Here is a 15,237-nt window from a genome sequence, read left to right as displayed (position 1 = left end):
GGCCTCAGTCCGGCGCCACCAGCCGGAAGCCGACCCCCCGCACGGTGCGCAGGTAGCGCGGCTTCGCCGCGGACTCGCCCATTTTGCGGCGCAGCCAGTAGAGGTGAACGTCGATGGTCTGGTCCTCGCCGACCGAGGGCTGCCGCCATACCTCCTCCAAGAGTTCCCGCCGGGACACTACCCGGCCGGGACGTGCGGCGAGATACGCCAGCAGGTCGAATTCCTTGCGGGTGAGAGCCAGGGGTTCCCCGTCCAGCACCGCGCTGCGCTCGCCCACGTCCACCCGCAGGCCGCCCACCGTGTGCACGGCCGGCTGGACGGTGCGGCTGGCCCGGCCGGCCCGGCGCAGCACGGTGGTGATCCGGGCGTCCAGGTGGGCGCCCGTGAACGGCTTGACCATGTAGTCGTCGGCGCCCGCGCGCAGCAGCCGGACCACCGACTGCTCGTCGTCCCGCGCCGTGGCGATGATGATCGGCACGTCGGTGATCCCGCGCAGCATCCGCAGCGCGTCGGAGCCGTCCAGGTCGGGCAGGCCGAGGTCGAGCACCACGAGGTCGGGTGTCTCGGCGGCCACCCGGCGCAGCGCGTCCAGCGCCGTGCCGACGGCGTGCACCGCGTGTCCCCGGTCGGTGAGGGAGCGCAGCATCGCACCGCGTACGACGTGATCGTCTTCGACCAGGAGGACGCTTGCCACGTCAGCACCGTACTCGGCGTGGCAAGTTGATCGCGTTGCGGCACTCCCCGGAAACGGGCAAGCTGGGACGGCGATGACGTTCACTCTGTTCCCCGACACCCGCCTCACGCTCGCCCGCGACGCGCTGGCCGGCCTGTCGGTCGGCGACGCCCTCGGCTCCCAGTTCTTCGTGCCCGGCCGACACCCGGACGACTTCGCCGCCGGGCAGATGCCCGCGCCGCCCTGGCAGTGGACCGACGACACCGAGATGGCCTGCTCGGTGGTCGCCGCGCTGAGCGAGGCCGGCAGGATCGACCGGGACGCCCTGGCTCTCGCCTTCGCGCAGCGGTGCGAGCCGTACCGCGGCTACGGGCCGGGGGCGATCACCATCCTGCGCCTCATCCGGGCCGGCACGCCGTGGCCGGTGGCGGCCGCGTCCGCGTTCGACGGTCAGGGCTCCTGCGGCAACGGGGCGGCCATGCGGGTGGCCCCACTCGGCGCCTGGTACGCCGACTCCACCCGGCGGGCCGCCGACCAGGCCCGCGCCTCCGCCGAGGTGACCCACGCCCACCCGGAGGGCGTCGCCGGGGCGGTCGCCGTGGCGGTGGCCGCCTCGCTGGCCGCCCGGGCCCGGCTGGACGGCGACCGGCCCGAGCCGGCCCGGCTGCTCACCGTGGTGGCCGGCGCGCTGGACCCGGCCGGCGAGGTGCACCGCGGCGTACGCCGGGCCGCCGCGCTGCTCGGCCACCCGGCCGGCGAGGTGGCCGACGCGCTCGGCAACGGGTCCCGGGTGACCGCCCAGGACACCGTCCCGTTCTGCCTCTGGGTCGCCGCCACCCACCTGCACGACTACCCGGCCGCGATCCGCGCCTGCGTCGAGGCGGGCGGGGACGTGGACACCACGGCGGCGATCGCCGGCGGCGTGGTGGCCGCCCACACCGGAGTAGGCACGCCCGGCGGCGTCCCGGACGGCTGGCTGGCCGCCCGCGAGCCCCTCCCGGCCTGGCTCACGGCCCCCGCCTGACCAGACTGCGCCGATCTTGCACTTGCGGCCCCGCCACCGTCCGACTCGGGCGGTTTTCCGGGGCACCAAGTGCAGGATCGCGGTCGGGACTGGCGGGACGGGCGTCAGGGGATGCGACTGGGGTCGGGGAGTCGGGCGGGAGCGTCAGGGGGGTGCGGCGGCGGCTCAGGAGCCAGCCCACGGCCGCGCCGCCGGTCAGCCCGGCGAGGAGGCCGCCGCCCAGGAGCAGGTCGGCGCTCGGGCCGTCGTCGGCGGGTCGCGCCGGGGTGGCCGCCTCGGCCGGCGCCTCGGCGGCCGGGCCCCCGTGGCCGCCGTGGCCGCCCGGCTCGGCGGCCGGGTCGCCGTGGGCGGCGGCGCCCGGCAGCGGCGGCAGCAGCGTGACCGTGGGGGCGGGGTGCGCGCCGCCGGGCGGGTCGGCCCAGCGGACCACCGTGCCGTCGGCGTAGGTCTGGATCACCGTGAAGGTCAGCTTGTCGGTGGCCGGCATCGGGCCCATGCCGAGCGAGAGCCGGGCCGGTCCGGCGGAGCCGCCGGGCATCCGGATCCAGGTCACCGCGTCGGTCACCTGGTTAAGTTCCGAGGCGTGGATGCCGGCGACCGGCCGGTCGAGGGTGCGGGTGGTGATGGTGGGCGCCCAGTCCGGCACGGACAGCGGGTAGACCTCGCCGATCGGGGCGTCCGCGGGCATCCGCAGCTCGATCCGGCTGGTCCGGCTGCCGGACCGCTCCTCCGGCAGCACCACGGCCAGTTCGATGGCGTCGCCCTGGCGCACCTGGGCCGGTGAGGTCGTGACTGTCACCTCGGCGGCGCTCGCGGCGGCGGGCCAGCCCAGCGTGCCGCCGAGCGCGGCGGCCAGCAGCGCCGTCGCCCACCACCGGCCCCGACGGGTCATCGTCATGGTCGTCCCCATCCGTGTCGACGCGGCCGGTCCGGCTCCGGCCCCACCCGGTAGTTCGGGCCCGGGGGCGGAAAGGTTCAACGGGGGACGGAACTGATCGCCGGGGGAGCGCGGCGTCGCTGACGGCGCGGGTCGGGGCGACCGATAGCATCGCAGGGGCCGGTACCCGGCTCATCCGAACCCGTCGACGACAGGAGTCACCGTGTCCGCACCCCGTACCCCGATCGTGGCCGACCCCGTCGTCGTCGCCGCCGGGACGACGGCGGCCGACGCGGTGGCCGCGGCCGGGCTGCCGATGAACGGTCCGAAGGCGATCGTGGTGGTCCGTGACCCGCAGGGCGTGCTGCGTGACCTGGACTGGAAGCCGGCCGAGGAGACCGCTGTCGAGCCGGTAGCCCTGGACAGCCCGGACGGTCTGAACGTGCTGCGCCACTCCACCGCGCACGTGCTGGCCCAGGCCGTGCAGGACGTGTTCCCCGAGGCCAAGCTCGGCATCGGCCCGCCCATCGAGAACGGCTTCTACTACGACTTCCAGGTGGCCAAGCCGTTCCAGCCGGACGACCTGGCGAAGCTCGAGAAGCGGATGCAGGAGATCGTCAAGTCCGGCCAGCGGTTCCGCCGGCGCCGCTTCAGCAGCCTGGACGAGGCGCGCGGCGAGCTGGCCGCCGAGCCGTTCAAGATGGAGCTGATCGAGGTCAAGGGCGAGGGGCTGGACTCCTCCGAGGTGATGGAGGTGGGCGGCGGCGAGCTGACCATCTACGACAACCTCGCCGCCAACGAGGACAAGGTCTGCTGGTCGGACCTGTGCCGCGGACCGCACCTGCCGAACACCCGGCTCATCGGCGCGTTCAAGCTGATGCGCTCGGCCGCCGCCTACTGGCGTGGCTCGGAGAAGAACCCGCAGCTCCAGCGGGTCTACGGCACCGCGTGGCCGACGCGGGACGAGCTGAAGGCGTACCTGAGGTTGCTGGAGGAGGCCGCCCGGCGCGACCACCGCAAGCTCGGCGCGGACCTGGACCTGTTCAGCTTCCCCGACGAGATCGGCTCCGGCCTGGCGGTCTTCCACCCCAAGGGTGGCGTGCTCAAGCGGGTCATGGAGGACTACGTCCGCACCCGCCACATCGAGGAGGGCTTCCAGTACGTCGGGACCCCGCACATCTCGAAGGAAGGGCTCTTCCACACCTCGGGCCACCTGCCCTACTACGCCGACGGCATGTACCCGCCCATGGAGCTCGAGGGCGCGGACTACTACCTCAAGGCCATGAACTGCCCCATGCACAACCTGATCTACCGGTCGCGCGGGCGGTCCTACCGCGAGCTGCCGATGCGGCTGTTCGAGTTCGGGTCGGTCTACCGCTACGAGAAGTCGGGCGTGGTGCACGGGCTGACCCGGGTGCGCGGCCTGACCCAGGACGACTCGCACTCCTACTGCACCCGGGAGCAGGCGCCCGCCGAGATCAAGCACCTGCTCAACTTCGTGCTGAGCCTGCTCAAGGACTTCGGCATCGATGACTTCTACCTGGAGCTGTCGACCCGGGACGAGGCCCGGCTCGACAAGTTCGTCGGGTCCGACGAGGACTGGGCGACGGCCACCGCGGTGCTGGAGCAGTGCGCCCGGGAGACCGGGCTGGACCTGGTGCCGGACCCGGGTGGCGCGGCCTTCTACGGCCCGAAGATCTCCGTGCAGGCCAAGGACGCCATCGGCCGCACCTGGCAGCTGTCGACCATCCAGTACGACTTCAACCAGCCGAAGGGCTTCGGGCTGGAGTACCAGGCGGCCGACGGCACGCGCCAGCAGCCTGTCATGATCCACTGCGCCAAGTTCGGGTCGATCGAGCGGTTCATCGGCGTGCTCACCGAGCACTACGCGGGCGCGTTCCCGGCCTGGCTCGCCCCGGTGCAGGTGGTCGGCATCCCGATCCGCGAGGACCACACCGACTACCTCCAGGACTTCGTCACCACCCTGCGTAAGAAGGGCATCCGGGCCGAGGTCGACGCCGGTGACGACCGGATGCAGAAGAAGATCCGCAACGCCCAGCAGCAGAAGATCCCGTTCATGGTGATCGCCGGTGACGACGACGTGGCCGCCGGCACGGTCTCCTTCCGGTACCGGGACGGGTCGCAGCGCAACGGCGTGCCGATCGAGGAGGCGGTGGCCCACGTGCGGGACGTCGCCGAGTCCCGCACCAACTCGGGCCCGTCGGCGGAGGGCACGCCCAACACCTGAGCGGCCCGTCGCGGGTCCGGCCGGCCGGGCCGGACCCGCGACGGTGACCGTAGGATCGGCGTGTGACTGGGGCGGAACGGCACTTCGACGGCGCCGGCAGCGGCGGCGACAACGGTCTGGCGGACGGGCTGGAGCGGCTCTGGACGCCGCACCGGATGACCTACATCTCGGGCGAGGACCGGCCCGCCGGCGGGTACGAGAAGCCGACCGGCTGCCCCTTCTGCCTCGCCCCCGGCCTGCCCCCGGACGAGAGCCTGGTGGTGGCCCGCGGCGAGCACGTCTTCGCGGTGCTCAACCTCTACCCGTACAACCCGGGTCACCTGCTGGTCTGTCCGTACCGGCACGTGGCCGACTACACCGAGTTGGACGTGCCGGAGACCGCCGAGCTGGCCGCGTTCACCAAGGACGCCATGCGGGTGGTCCGGCACGTCTCCAACGCGCACGGCTTCAACCTGGGCATGAACCAGGGCGGCGTGGCCGGCGCCGGCATCGCGGCACATCTGCACCAGCACGTGGTGCCCCGGTGGGGCGGCGACGCCAACTTCATGCCGGTGATCGGCCGCACCAAGGTCCTGCCGCAACTGCTCGCCGACACCCGGGACCTGTTCGCCAAGGCCTGGCCGGCCTGACGCGGCGGGCGGCGGCCCGGTGCCGGCCTGACGCATGGAGGCCTGAGCTCGCCTGGCGTTCGCGTGCGGTGCGCCTCCGCCGGGCCGATCTCACGGGCGGTGCGGCGCAGGGGGCTGACGTCGCGGTGCCGCGTCGCCGGGAGGTCGGCGGTCCTCGGCGTCCGGCGCCCGGCAGTACGATCTTGGCCATGGCCCTGCTGCACCGCGCCGAACTGCGCCCCTCGAAGCTCGACCTGCTCGCCGCCTGGCTGCCCGGCCGGCCCTGGTTCGCCGGTACGGCGGGCGCGGAGGTCACCCGGGTGGCCGCCTACCGGTTCGACGACCCGGCCGGCGAGGTCGGTATCGAGACCATCCTGGTCCGGGCCGGCGACGGGCCGGTCCTCCAGGTGCCGCTGACCTACCGGGCCGCGCCGCTGCCCGGCGCCGACCGCTGGCTGGTCGGCAGCACCGAGCACTCCGTGCTGGGCCCGCGCTGGGTGTACGACGCCTGCGGCGACCCGGTCTACCCACCGGCCCTCGCGGCGGCCGTTCTCGCCGACGCCGGGCAGGCGGAGGAGTACTTCGAGGTCGACGGCCGGCGCGAGGTGCGGCCGGCCAGCATGACCCTGACCGGCAGCCGGGCCGGCGCCGCGCCGGCGTTCGACCTGGTCGACGAGGTGGTGGACGGCGACCCGACGCTGATCCGTGCCGGTGGCGCCGAGCTGGCCCTGGTCCGCCGGCCGGCGTCGGCCGACGCCCCGACGCCGTCCCGGCTGACCGGCTCCTGGGCGGGGCTGGCCGAGCCGGTGCTGCTGGCCTACGCCCGCTGACCCACCGCCCACCGCCCACCGCCCGCCGGCTGGCGGCTGGCGGCTGGCGGCTGAGCATCCGCCCGCCGGCCCGGCACCCACTGACCGTTGGCCGGTTGCCGCTGACGGTCCGCCGGCCGGCCCGGCACCCGGGGTGAGGAAGCCGCCCACGGGTGTCGTGAAGGTGGCAGGATGCGGCGATGGCAGTCAGCACGCGGCCGTTGGGCCGCAGCGGCATCGCGGTCGGCGCCCTCGGCATGGGCTGCTGGGCGATCGGCGGCCCGTGGGCCGAGGGTGACCGTCCGCTGGGCTGGGGCGCCGTCGACGACGAGGAGTCGGTGCGGGCGGTCCGCCGCGCGCTCGACCTCGGCGTGACGCTCTTCGACACCGCCGACACGTACGGGGCCGGGCACGGCGAGCGGATCCTCGGCCGGGCGCTCGCCGGCCGCCGCGACGAGGCGGTGATCGCCACCAAGTGGGGCTACACCTTCGACGAGCGGGCCCGGCAGGCCACCGGGGAGGACGCCTCGCCGGAGTACCTGCGCCGGGCCGTCGTCGACTCGCTGCGCCGGCTGGACACCGACCGGATCGACCTGTACCAGCTGCACCTCGGCGACCTGCCGGTGCCCCGGGCCGAGGCGCTGATCGGCACCCTGGACGACCTGGTCGCCGACGGCCTGGTCCGGGCGTACGGCTGGAGCACCGACCGGCCCGACCGCGCGGCGGCCTTCGCCCAGGTGGCCCGGGGCGCCGCCGCGGTGCAGCACGGGCTGTCGGTGCTCCGGGACGCCCCGGCCATGCTGGCGGTCTGCGAGAAGCACGACCTGGCGAGCCTGGCCCGGGGGCCGCTCGGGATGGGGCTGCTCACCGGCAAGTACACGCCGGCGTCGACGCTGCCCCGCGACGACGTGCGCGGCACCGCGCCGAACTGGCTGGAGTGGTTCCGCAGCGGCCGGCCGGCCCCGGAGTGGCTGCGCCGCGTCGCCGCCGTCCGTGACGCGCTGACCGCCGACGGCCGGACCCTGGCGCAGGGCGCGCTCGGCTGGATCTGGGCGCGCAGCGGCCGGGCCGTGCCGATCCCCGGCGCCCGGACGGTCGCCCAGGTGGAGGAGAACGCCGCCGCGCTGGCCCGGGGCCCGCTCGCCCCCGACCAGTTCGCCGAGGCGGAGCGCCGGCTCGCCGCCCTGCGCGCGGCCGCCCTGCGCGACGCCGACCGCCCGCACTGGCCGATGCCACCCGTCCCGGCCGCCCGCCCCTGACCCACCCCACGCCGGAGACCGCCCGCCGCGAGCACGGCGCCTTTCAGGCCCACCGGGGCGGGCTCGTGGAGCGACCGCGGTCAGGAGCGGCTGCCGGCCTCCTTGCGGACCTGCTCGGCCAGGTGGGCGGGCATCGGCTCGTAGCGGGCGAACTCGCGGCGGAAGGTGCCGGTGCCGGCGGTCATCGAGCGCAGCTCGACGGCGTAGCGCAGCAGTTCGGTGGCGGGGATCTCGGCGCGGACCAGCGTGCGGCCCTCGGCGTCCGGGTCCGGCTCGGTGCCGAGCACCCGGCCGCGCCGGCCGGACAGGTCGCCCATCACGGCGCCCACCGACGGGTCGGGCACGCGGATGGTCACCTCGTCGACCGGCTCCAGCAGCGTCGGCTGCCCCTTCTCGGCGGCGTCCCGCAGGGCGAGCGCGCCCGCGGTCTGGAACGCCGCGTCGGAGGAGTCGACGCTGTGTGCCTTGCCGTCGAAGAGGGTCACCCGCAGGTCCACCACCGGGTAGCCGCCGACCAGGCCGCGCTCCATCTGCGCCCGGACGCCCTTCTCCACCGAGGGGATGTAGTTGTGCGGCACGGCGCCGCCGACCACCTTGTCCACGAACTCGAAGCCGGCGCCCCGCGGCAGGGGCGTGACCTCGATGTCGCAGACGGCGTACTGACCGTGGCCGCCGGACTGCTTGACGTGCCGGCCGTGCCCCTTCGCGCCGGCCGTGAACGTCTCGCGCAGCGCCACCCGGACCGGCTCGGTCTCCAGCTCCACGCCGCCGGCCCGCAGCCGGTCGAGCACCACGTCGGCGTGCGCCTCGCCCATGCACCAGAGCACCAGCTGGTGCGTCTCGGCGTTGCGGTCCAGCCGCAGCGTCGGGTCGCCGGCGACCAGCCGGGCCAGGTTGCGGGCCAGGGCGTCCTCGTCGGCCCGGCTCTTGGCCACGATGGCCACCGGCAGCAGCGGCTCGGGCATCTCCCACGGCGCGATGAGCAGCGGCTCCTCCTTCGCGGAGATGGTGTCGCCGGTCTCCGCGCTGCCCGACTTGGTGATCGCGCAGATGTCACCGGCCACCGCGGTGGGCACCTCGCGCAGCGTCGCGCCGAGCGGGCTGTAGATGTGGCCGACCCGCTCGTCGGCGTCGTGGTCGGGGTGACCGCGCTCGGCCATGCCGTGCCCGGACACGTGGATCACCTGGTCGGGGCGGAGCGTGCCGGAGAAGACGCGGACCAGGGAGACGCGGCCGACGTGCCGGTCCACGGTCGTCTTGACCACCTCGGCGACCAGCGGGCCGTCGGGGTCGCAGGCCAGCGGCGGCCGGGGGGAGCCGTCCACGCCGGTGACGGCGGGCAGCTCGTGCTCCAGCGGCGACGGGAACGCGGCCACCAGGCCGTCCAGCAGCGCGTCGAGGCCGACGCCGGTCTCCGCGCAGACCGGCACCACCGGGTAGAAGTGGCCGCGGGCGACAGCCGTCTCCAGGTCGGTGATGAGCACCTCGGTGTCGATCTCCTCGCCGCCGAGGTAGCGGTCCATGAGGGTCTCGTCCTCGCTCTCCGCGATGATCCCCTCGATCAGCTCGTTGCGGGACTCCTGGATGGCGGGCAGGTGCTCCGGGTCGGGCTCGCGCACCGCCGCCGGGAGGCCCTGCGAGTAGTCGAAGACCCGCCGGGTGATCAGCCCCATGAGGCCGGCGACCGACTCGCCGTCGTCGCCGAGCATGGGCAGGTAGAGCGGGAGCACGTTGTCGCCGAAGACCCGCTGGCAGAGCGCCACGGCCTCGTCGAAGTCGGCGCGCGGGTGGTCCAGCCGGGTGACCGCCACGGCGCGGGGCATGTCGACCGCGGCGCACTCCTCCCAGAGCGCGGCGGTGGCCGCGTCCATGCCGTCGACGGCGGAGACCACGAACAGCGCGGCGTCGGCGGCCCGCAGGCCGGCGCGCAGCTCGCCGACGAAGTCGCCGTACCCGGGGGTGTCCAGAAGGTTGACCTTGACGTCGCGGTGCAGCAGCGGGGCGCAGGCCAGGCTCACCGAGCGCTGCTGGCGGACGGCGGCGGGGTCGTGGTCGCAGACCGTGGTGCCGTCGGTGACGCTGCCGGCCCGGCCGATCGTGCCGCTGGTCGCGAGCAGCGCCTCGACCAGGGTCGTCTTGCCCGCCCCGGAGTGCCCGACGAGCACCACGTTGCGAACCCTGCCGGGCTCGGTCACCACCGGCGCGCCGCCGGTGACACCCTTCTCCTGATTCTTCTGCGCCATCGCGGCGCACCTCCCTCAACCGGTGGTGGTGGCGACCGCCGCGCGCGACGGGGAAGCGGCCCCGGACGGGCACCGCGGCGATATCTTCCGGTGATCTCCTCAACGACGGGTACGCGGACCGGTGATCCGGTGAACTGGCTCACCTCCCACGCTCGATCTCACACCCGTAACCGGGCCGGCACAAGTGCGCCTGGCGGGTCGGGACGACCGGCTGTGTCCCCGACCGCTGCCGGCCGTTATCGTGGGACCGCCATGGCGAAGATCTTCCAAGTGACGGCCCGCGCGGGCATGACCCGCGTCGTGGAGCCGGTCGCGCGCGGACTGCTCCGCGCGGGTGTGTCCCCCAACGCGGTCACCGTGACCGGCACCGTCGGCGTGCTCGTCGGCGCGCTCGGCTTCGGCGCCCGCGGTCATCTGGTCGCCGGTGCGCTGATCGTCACGGTCTTCGCGCTCACCGATCTGCTCGACGGCACGATGGCCCGGATGAGCGGCGGTTCCACCCGCTTCGGGGCCTTCCTCGACTCGAGCATGGACCGCATCGCCGACAGCGCGGTCTTCGGCGCGGTCGCGTACTGGCTGGCCACCGAGCACGAATACTCCGGCGTGGCCGCGGCGCTGCTCTGCCTGGCCGCCGGCGGGCTGGTCTCCTACGTGAAGGCCCGCGCCGAGGGCCTCGGGATGACCTGCAACGTGGGCATCGCCGAGCGCACCGAGCGGCTGCTGATCGTCGGGGTGGGCGGCCTGCTCACCGGCCTCGGCGTCGACCCGGCCCTGGAGATCGCGCTCTGGCTGCTCGCCGCCGTCTCGATCTTCACGGTCGGCCAGCGGATGGCCCACGTGTACCGGCAGGCGCAGCTGGTCGGCCGGGAGTGAACCTCACCGAGGCGGGCTACGTCGCCGGCTGGCGGCTGGTCCGCGCGCTGCCCCGGCCCGTGGTCGCCGCCGCCTTCCGGGCGGGCGCCGACCGCGCCCACCGCAGGGGCGGCAAGGGTACGGCCCGACTGCGCGCCAACCTGCGCCGGGTGGTCGGGCCGGAGGTGCCCGAGGAGGAGCTGGACCGGCTGGTCCGCGCCGGCCTGCGGTCGTACGCCCGGTACTGGATGGAGGCGTTCCGGCTGCCCAGCCTGAGCCGGCAGCAGATCCTGGCCGGGTTCCACCTCGACGGGCAGGAGAAGCTCGGCGCCGACGTGGCGGCCGGCCGGGGCGCGGTGGTCGCGCTGCCGCACGCCGGCAACTGGGACGCCGCCGGCGCCTGGGTGGCCGCCACCGGCTGGCCGATCACCACGGTCGCCGAGCGGCTCAAGCCCGAGGGCGTCTACGAGCGCTTCCTCGCCTTCCGGCAGGGCCTCGGCATGGAGATCCTGCCCACGACCGGCGGTGACCGCCCGGCGTTCGACGTGCTGGTGGACCGGCTGCGGGCGGGCGCCGTGGTGCCGCTGCTCGCCGACCGGGACCTCTCCGCCCGCGGCGTCGAGGTGGAGTTCTTCGGCGGCCGGACCCGGATGCCGCCCGGCCCGGCCCTGCTGGCGCTGCGCACCGGCGCGCCGCTCTACGTGGCCTCGCTGTGGTACGAGCCGGACCGCGCCCACGCCGCCCTGGAGGGCCCGCTGGAGCTGCCCGACCCGGACAGCGCTCCGTTGGACGCCCGGGTGCGCGCGGTGACCCAGCGGATTGCCGACGGTCTTGCGGCGGGCATCGCCCGGCATCCGGAAGACTGGCACATGTTGCAGCGGATGTGGCTGGACCAGCGCGCGGACGGCTCCACCGCCCCGGCGCCGCCGGCGGCCACCACCGGGACGATCTGAGGGAGCGGGCGCAATGCGGATCGGCATCGTGTGCCCGTACTCCTTCGACGTCCCGGGCGGGGTGCAGAACCACGTCATGGACCTGGCCGAGGCGCTGCTCGGGCTCGGCCACGAGGTGAGCGTGCTGGCCCCGGCCGACGAGGACTCGCCGCTGCCGCCGTACGTGGTGTCGGCCGGGCGTGCCGTGCCGCTGCCGTACAACGGGTCGGTGGCCCGGATCGCGTTCGGCCCGGTCTCCACGGCGCGGGTGCGGCGCTGGATCAACCGGGGCGACTTCGACGTGCTGCACGTGCACGAGCCGCTGACCCCGAGCCTGTCGATGCTCGCGGTGCTCTGCGCCCGGGGGCCGGTGGTGGCCACGTTCCACACCGCGATGACCCGGTCCCGGGTGCTGTCCGCCGCGCAGGGGGTGCTCCAGATCCTCCTCGAACGGATCACCGCCCGGATCGCGGTGAGCGCGCTGGCGCGCAAGGTGCAGGTCGAGCACATGGACGGCGGCGCCGTGGAGATCCCCAACGGGGTGGCGGTGGCGAAGTTCGCCGGCGTCGATCCCCTGCCGGACTGGCCGGGGGAGTGCGCCCCGGGCACCGGCGGGACGCTCGGCTTCCTGGGCCGGTTCACCGAGCCCCGCAAGGGTTTCCCGATCCTGCGGGACGCCTTCGTGGCGCTCGCGCCGCACCGCCCCGGGCTGCGCCTGCTGGTCGCCGGCCCGGGCGACGCCGACGACCTCTACGGGCAGTTCCCGGCCGGCCTGCGGGACCGGGTCACCTTCCTGGGCCTGGTCTCCGAGGCGGACAAAGCTCGCATGCTGCGCAGCCTCCACCTGTACGTCGCGCCGAACACCGGCGGGGAGTCCTTCGGGATGATCCTCACCGAGGCGCTGGCCGCCGGCACCACCGTGGTGGCCAGCGACCTGGACGCGTTCCGCCGGGTGCTGGACGGCGGGCGGGCCGGCCGGCTCTTCCCGACCGGTGACGCGGCGGCGCTGCGTACCGCCCTGGCCGAGCTGCTCGACGACGACGGGCAGCGGGCCGCGCTGACCGCCTGCGGGGACCAGGTGGTGGCGAATTTCGACTGGCCCGTGGTTGCCCGCCGGGTTCTGGAGGTATACGCAGCGGCGATCGAGGCCACCGACGGCCGGGTCATGGACCAGGAATGGGCGGGGCTGGGCTGAACCAGGTGGCCGGTGTGGCCGCTGTGACGAGCGCGTCGACCGGTGCCCGCGCGGGCCGGGCGGGATGAGGAGCAGCACTACGATGCCGGGCATGTGGTGGGTGGTGGGCGCGGTCCTGGTGCTCGGGCTGGTCTCGGCGTACCTGATCTGGACCGCCGGCCGGGTCGAGCGCCTCCAGGCGCGCGCGGAGTCCGCGGCCCGGGCGCTCGACGCGCACCTGCTGCGCCGCGCGGCCGCCGCCGCGGTCCTGGCCGAGCAGCGGTACGGCGTGGAGCTGTACGCGGCCGCCCGCATCGCCCTGGACGCCGTCCCCGAGGAGCGGGAGGCCGCCGAGAACGACCTCACCCGGCAGCTGCGCACGGTGGAGCTGGACCCCGACGACCCGGCCTGCGAGGCGGTGATCGCGGCCAGCCGGCGGCTGGCCCTGGCCCGGCAGGTGCACACCGACCTGGTCCGGGACGCCCGGTCGGCCCGCAGCCGCCCGGTGGTACGCCTGTTCCGGATGGGACGCGGGCGGGAGTGGCCCCGCTACTTCGACATCGACGACCCGACGCTCACCCCGCGGGCGGACGTCACCACCGGCTGAGCGGGCGGTGGCCCGACCCCGGTGACGCCGACCACAGAGCAGGCCACCGGGGGTCTGATTGGCTGTCGGCCGGGCGTTGGACCCGTCGTAGCCTTCTGGCAGCCACCCCCCGAGCACGTCCAAGGAGCGATGACCCGTGCCCGAATCCACCTCCCCGAACACCAACGCCAACCCGGTCGTCGGCACCGCCCGCGTCAAGCGGGGCATGGCCGAGATGCTCAAGGGCGGCGTGATCATGGACGTGGTCACCCCCGAGCAGGCCAAGATCGCCGAGGACGCCGGCGCCGTCGCCGTCATGGCGCTGGAGCGGGTGCCCGCCGACATCCGCGCCCAGGGCGGCGTCTCCCGCATGAGCGACCCGGACATGATCGACGGCATCATCAACGCCGTCTCCATCCCGGTCATGGCCAAGGCCCGGATCGGCCACTTCGTCGAGGCGCAGGTCCTCCAGTCTCTGGGCGTCGACTACGTAGACGAGTCCGAGGTGCTGACCCCGGCCGACTACGAGAACCACATCGACAAGTGGGCGTTCACCGTCCCCTTCGTCTGCGGCGCGACCAACCTGGGCGAGGCGCTGCGCCGGATCACCGAGGGCGCCGCCATGATCCGCTCCAAGGGCGAGGCCGGCACGGGTGACGTCTCCAACGCCACCACCCACATGCGGAAGATCCGCAAGGAGATCCGCCGGCTCCAGTCGCTGCCGACGGACGAGCTGTTCGTCGCCGCCAAGGAGCTGCAGGCGCCGTACGAGCTGGTCAAGGAGGTCGCCGAGACCGGCAAGCTGCCGGTCGTGCTGTTCACCGCGGGCGGCATCGCCACCCCGGCGGACGCGGCCATGATGATGCAGCTCGGCGCCGAGGGCGTCTTCGTCGGCTCCGGCATCTTCAAGTCGGGCAACCCGGCCCAGCGCGCCGCCGCGATCGTGAAGGCCACCACCTTCCACGACGACCCGGACGTGCTGGCCAAGGTCTCCCGCGGCCTGGGCGAGGCGATGGTCGGCATCAACGTCGACGAGATCCCGCAGCCGCACCGGCTGGCCGAGCGCGGCTGGTGACGTGCAAGGAGGGGCCCCTTGTTAACGCCTCCGGTAGAGCAGGGGCCCCCTCCTAACCGGAAAGGACTGACGTGACCGCACCTGTGATCGGTGTGCTCGCTCTTCAGGGGGACGTGCGGGAGCACGTCGCCGCCCTGGCCGGGGCCGGCGCGGACGCCCGTCCGGTGCGCCGGCCGGCCGAGCTGGACGCGGTCGACGGCCTGGTGATCCCGGGCGGCGAGTCGACCACCATCAGCAAGCTCGCCGACATCTTCGAGATGCGCGAGCCGATCGACAAGCGGATCGCCGGCGGCATGCCGGTCTACGGGTCCTGCGCCGGCATGATCATGCTGGCCGCCGAGGTGCTCGACGGCCGCCCCGACCAGCGCGGCTTCGCCGGCATCGAGATGACCGTCCGGCGCAACGCGTTCGGCCGCCAGGTCGACTCGTTCGAGGCGCCGGTGGAGATCGCCGGCGTCGGGGGCGAGCCGTTCCACGCGATCTTCATCCGGGCCCCCTGGGTCGAGCGGGTCGGCGCGGGCGTCGAGGTGCTCGGCCGGGTGACTGAGGGGCCGGCCGCCGGCCGGATCGTCGCGGTCCGGCAGGGCCACCTGGTGGCCACCTCGTTCCACCCGGAACTCACCGGCGACCTGCGGCTGCACCGCTACTTCGTGGACCTGGTCCGCGCCGCCGCCTGACACCTTTCCTCCTGGTCGCGGCCCCGCCGGGTTCTCCTCCGGCGGGGGCCCCGCCCGCTCCGTCGGCCCCGTCGCGGGTGCGGGTGTGACATGCGGGGACGCGACCTCGGTAGGATTGCGGGCGGTTCGGCAGGGCTCACCGCCCGCCGCCGCCCCCCAGCCGACCGCCCGGCGGTCCCGGTTCGGCGCGGGCGCGGACA

14 protein-coding genes are annotated in these 15,237 nt (G+C 74.6%); 11 read left to right on the top strand and 3 right to left on the bottom strand.

Annotated features, from left to right (window positions below; translation table 11 throughout):
- Nucleotides 1–4: 4 nt before the first annotated feature.
- Nucleotides 5–694 carry a response regulator transcription factor gene (locus tag GA0070603_RS08945; protein WP_091310046.1) on the bottom strand — a complete coding sequence of 230 codons (690 nt, stop codon included), beginning with the start codon at nt 692–694 and terminating at the stop codon, nt 5–7.
- Between the two features lie 73 nt (nt 695–767).
- Between GA0070603_RS08945 and GA0070603_RS08940 the strand changes: the two genes are divergently transcribed.
- Complete coding sequence (locus tag GA0070603_RS08940) at nt 768–1,697, top strand: ADP-ribosylglycohydrolase family protein (protein WP_091310044.1); 930 nt, start codon at nt 768–770, stop codon at nt 1,695–1,697.
- On the opposite strand, the gene GA0070603_RS08935 is transcribed toward GA0070603_RS08940, so the two are convergent.
- Nucleotides 1,681–2,595, bottom strand: coding sequence for a DUF1775 domain-containing protein (locus GA0070603_RS08935; protein WP_091310040.1), 915 nt, complete (start codon nt 2,593–2,595; stop codon nt 1,681–1,683). The two genes, GA0070603_RS08940 and GA0070603_RS08935, sit on opposite strands and share 17 nt — an antisense overlap.
- Before the next feature lie 202 nt (nt 2,596–2,797).
- Here GA0070603_RS08935 and thrS point away from each other — a divergent pair, with 202 nt between their 5' ends.
- The 4 genes from thrS to GA0070603_RS08915 all read left to right on the top strand — a co-directional run bounded on the left by thrS (nt 2,798) and on the right by GA0070603_RS08915 (nt 7,498).
- The gene (gene thrS / locus GA0070603_RS08930) at nt 2,798–4,822 is read left to right on the top strand and encodes a threonine--tRNA ligase (protein ID WP_091310036.1); all 2,025 of its coding nucleotides are present in this window, start codon (nt 2,798–2,800) and stop codon (nt 4,820–4,822) included.
- A 62-nt stretch (nt 4,823–4,884) separates the two neighbouring features.
- Entirely contained in the window at nt 4,885–5,451 is a 567-nt protein-coding gene (locus GA0070603_RS08925) for an HIT family protein (RefSeq protein WP_091310033.1), read from the top strand.
- 188 nt (nt 5,452–5,639) lie between these two features.
- Complete coding sequence (locus GA0070603_RS08920) at nt 5,640–6,260, top strand: CG0192-related protein (RefSeq protein ID WP_091310029.1); 621 nt, start codon at nt 5,640–5,642, stop codon at nt 6,258–6,260.
- Nucleotides 6,261–6,439: 179 nt separating this feature from the next.
- Nucleotides 6,440–7,498: an aldo/keto reductase gene (locus GA0070603_RS08915; RefSeq protein ID WP_091310026.1), complete on the top strand. Its 1,059-nt coding sequence runs from the start codon at nt 6,440–6,442 to the stop codon at nt 7,496–7,498.
- Nucleotides 7,499–7,578: 80 nt separating this feature from the next.
- On the opposite strand, the gene GA0070603_RS08910 is transcribed toward GA0070603_RS08915, so the two are convergent.
- Nucleotides 7,579–9,741 (bottom strand): elongation factor G-like protein EF-G2, encoded by a 2,163-nt coding sequence (locus GA0070603_RS08910; RefSeq protein WP_091310023.1) that lies wholly within the window; start codon nt 9,739–9,741, stop codon nt 7,579–7,581.
- A 252-nt stretch (nt 9,742–9,993) separates the two neighbouring features.
- Here GA0070603_RS08910 and pgsA point away from each other — a divergent pair, with 252 nt between their 5' ends.
- The 6 genes from pgsA to pdxT all read left to right on the top strand — a co-directional run bounded on the left by pgsA (nt 9,994) and on the right by pdxT (nt 15,037).
- A complete protein-coding gene (gene pgsA, locus GA0070603_RS08905; protein WP_091310021.1) occupies nt 9,994–10,614 on the top strand; it encodes a phosphatidylinositol phosphate synthase in 621 nt (206 codons plus the stop codon).
- The gene (locus GA0070603_RS08900) at nt 10,611–11,546 is read left to right on the top strand and encodes a phosphatidylinositol mannoside acyltransferase (protein ID WP_091310018.1); all 936 of its coding nucleotides are present in this window, start codon (nt 10,611–10,613) and stop codon (nt 11,544–11,546) included. The genes pgsA and GA0070603_RS08900 overlap by 4 nt, the downstream gene beginning before the upstream one ends.
- Before the next feature lie 13 nt (nt 11,547–11,559).
- Nucleotides 11,560–12,720 carry a glycosyltransferase family 4 protein gene (locus tag GA0070603_RS08895; protein ID WP_091310016.1) on the top strand — a complete coding sequence of 387 codons (1,161 nt, stop codon included), beginning with the start codon at nt 11,560–11,562 and terminating at the stop codon, nt 12,718–12,720.
- An 82-nt stretch (nt 12,721–12,802) separates the two neighbouring features.
- The gene (locus tag GA0070603_RS08890; protein WP_091310014.1) at nt 12,803–13,306 is read left to right on the top strand and encodes a hypothetical protein; all 504 of its coding nucleotides are present in this window, start codon (nt 12,803–12,805) and stop codon (nt 13,304–13,306) included.
- A gap of 136 nt (nt 13,307–13,442) precedes the next feature.
- Nucleotides 13,443–14,360: a pyridoxal 5'-phosphate synthase lyase subunit PdxS gene (gene pdxS / locus GA0070603_RS08885; RefSeq protein WP_091310011.1), complete on the top strand. Its 918-nt coding sequence runs from the start codon at nt 13,443–13,445 to the stop codon at nt 14,358–14,360.
- A 71-nt stretch (nt 14,361–14,431) separates the two neighbouring features.
- A complete protein-coding gene (gene pdxT, locus GA0070603_RS08880; protein ID WP_091310008.1) occupies nt 14,432–15,037 on the top strand; it encodes a pyridoxal 5'-phosphate synthase glutaminase subunit PdxT in 606 nt (201 codons plus the stop codon).
- Nucleotides 15,038–15,237: the final 200 nt, after the last annotated feature.

It is taken from the genome of Micromonospora chersina (genome assembly GCF_900091475.1).
In the GTDB taxonomy this organism is placed as follows: Bacteria; Actinomycetota; Actinomycetes; order Mycobacteriales; family Micromonosporaceae; genus Micromonospora; species Micromonospora chersina.
The sequence above is the reverse complement of the archived record's forward strand: the minus strand, read 5'-3'. Positions and strand labels throughout refer to the sequence as shown.

What these genes read in the sequence shown, in the direction of transcription:
- GA0070603_RS08920 (WP_091310029.1), top strand. Translation starts at nt 5,640, where the DNA reads ATGGCCCTGCTGCACCGCGCCGAACTGCGCCCCTCGAAGCTCGACCTG.
- GA0070603_RS08895 (WP_091310016.1), top strand. Translation starts at nt 11,560, where the DNA reads ATGCGGATCGGCATCGTGTGCCCGTACTCCTTCGACGTCCCGGGCGGG.
- pgsA (WP_091310021.1), top strand. Translation starts at nt 9,994, where the DNA reads ATGGCGAAGATCTTCCAAGTGACGGCCCGCGCGGGCATGACCCGCGTC.
- GA0070603_RS08915 (WP_091310026.1), top strand. Translation starts at nt 6,440, where the DNA reads ATGGCAGTCAGCACGCGGCCGTTGGGCCGCAGCGGCATCGCGGTCGGC.
- GA0070603_RS08890 (WP_091310014.1), top strand. Translation starts at nt 12,803, where the DNA reads ATGCCGGGCATGTGGTGGGTGGTGGGCGCGGTCCTGGTGCTCGGGCTG.
- GA0070603_RS08910 (WP_091310023.1), bottom strand. Translation starts at nt 9,741, where the DNA reads ATGGCGCAGAAGAATCAGGAGAAGGGTGTCACCGGCGGCGCGCCGGTG.
- GA0070603_RS08940 (WP_091310044.1), top strand. Translation starts at nt 768, where the DNA reads ATGACGTTCACTCTGTTCCCCGACACCCGCCTCACGCTCGCCCGCGAC.
- GA0070603_RS08935 (WP_091310040.1), bottom strand. Translation starts at nt 2,595, where the DNA reads ATGACGATGACCCGTCGGGGCCGGTGGTGGGCGACGGCGCTGCTGGCC.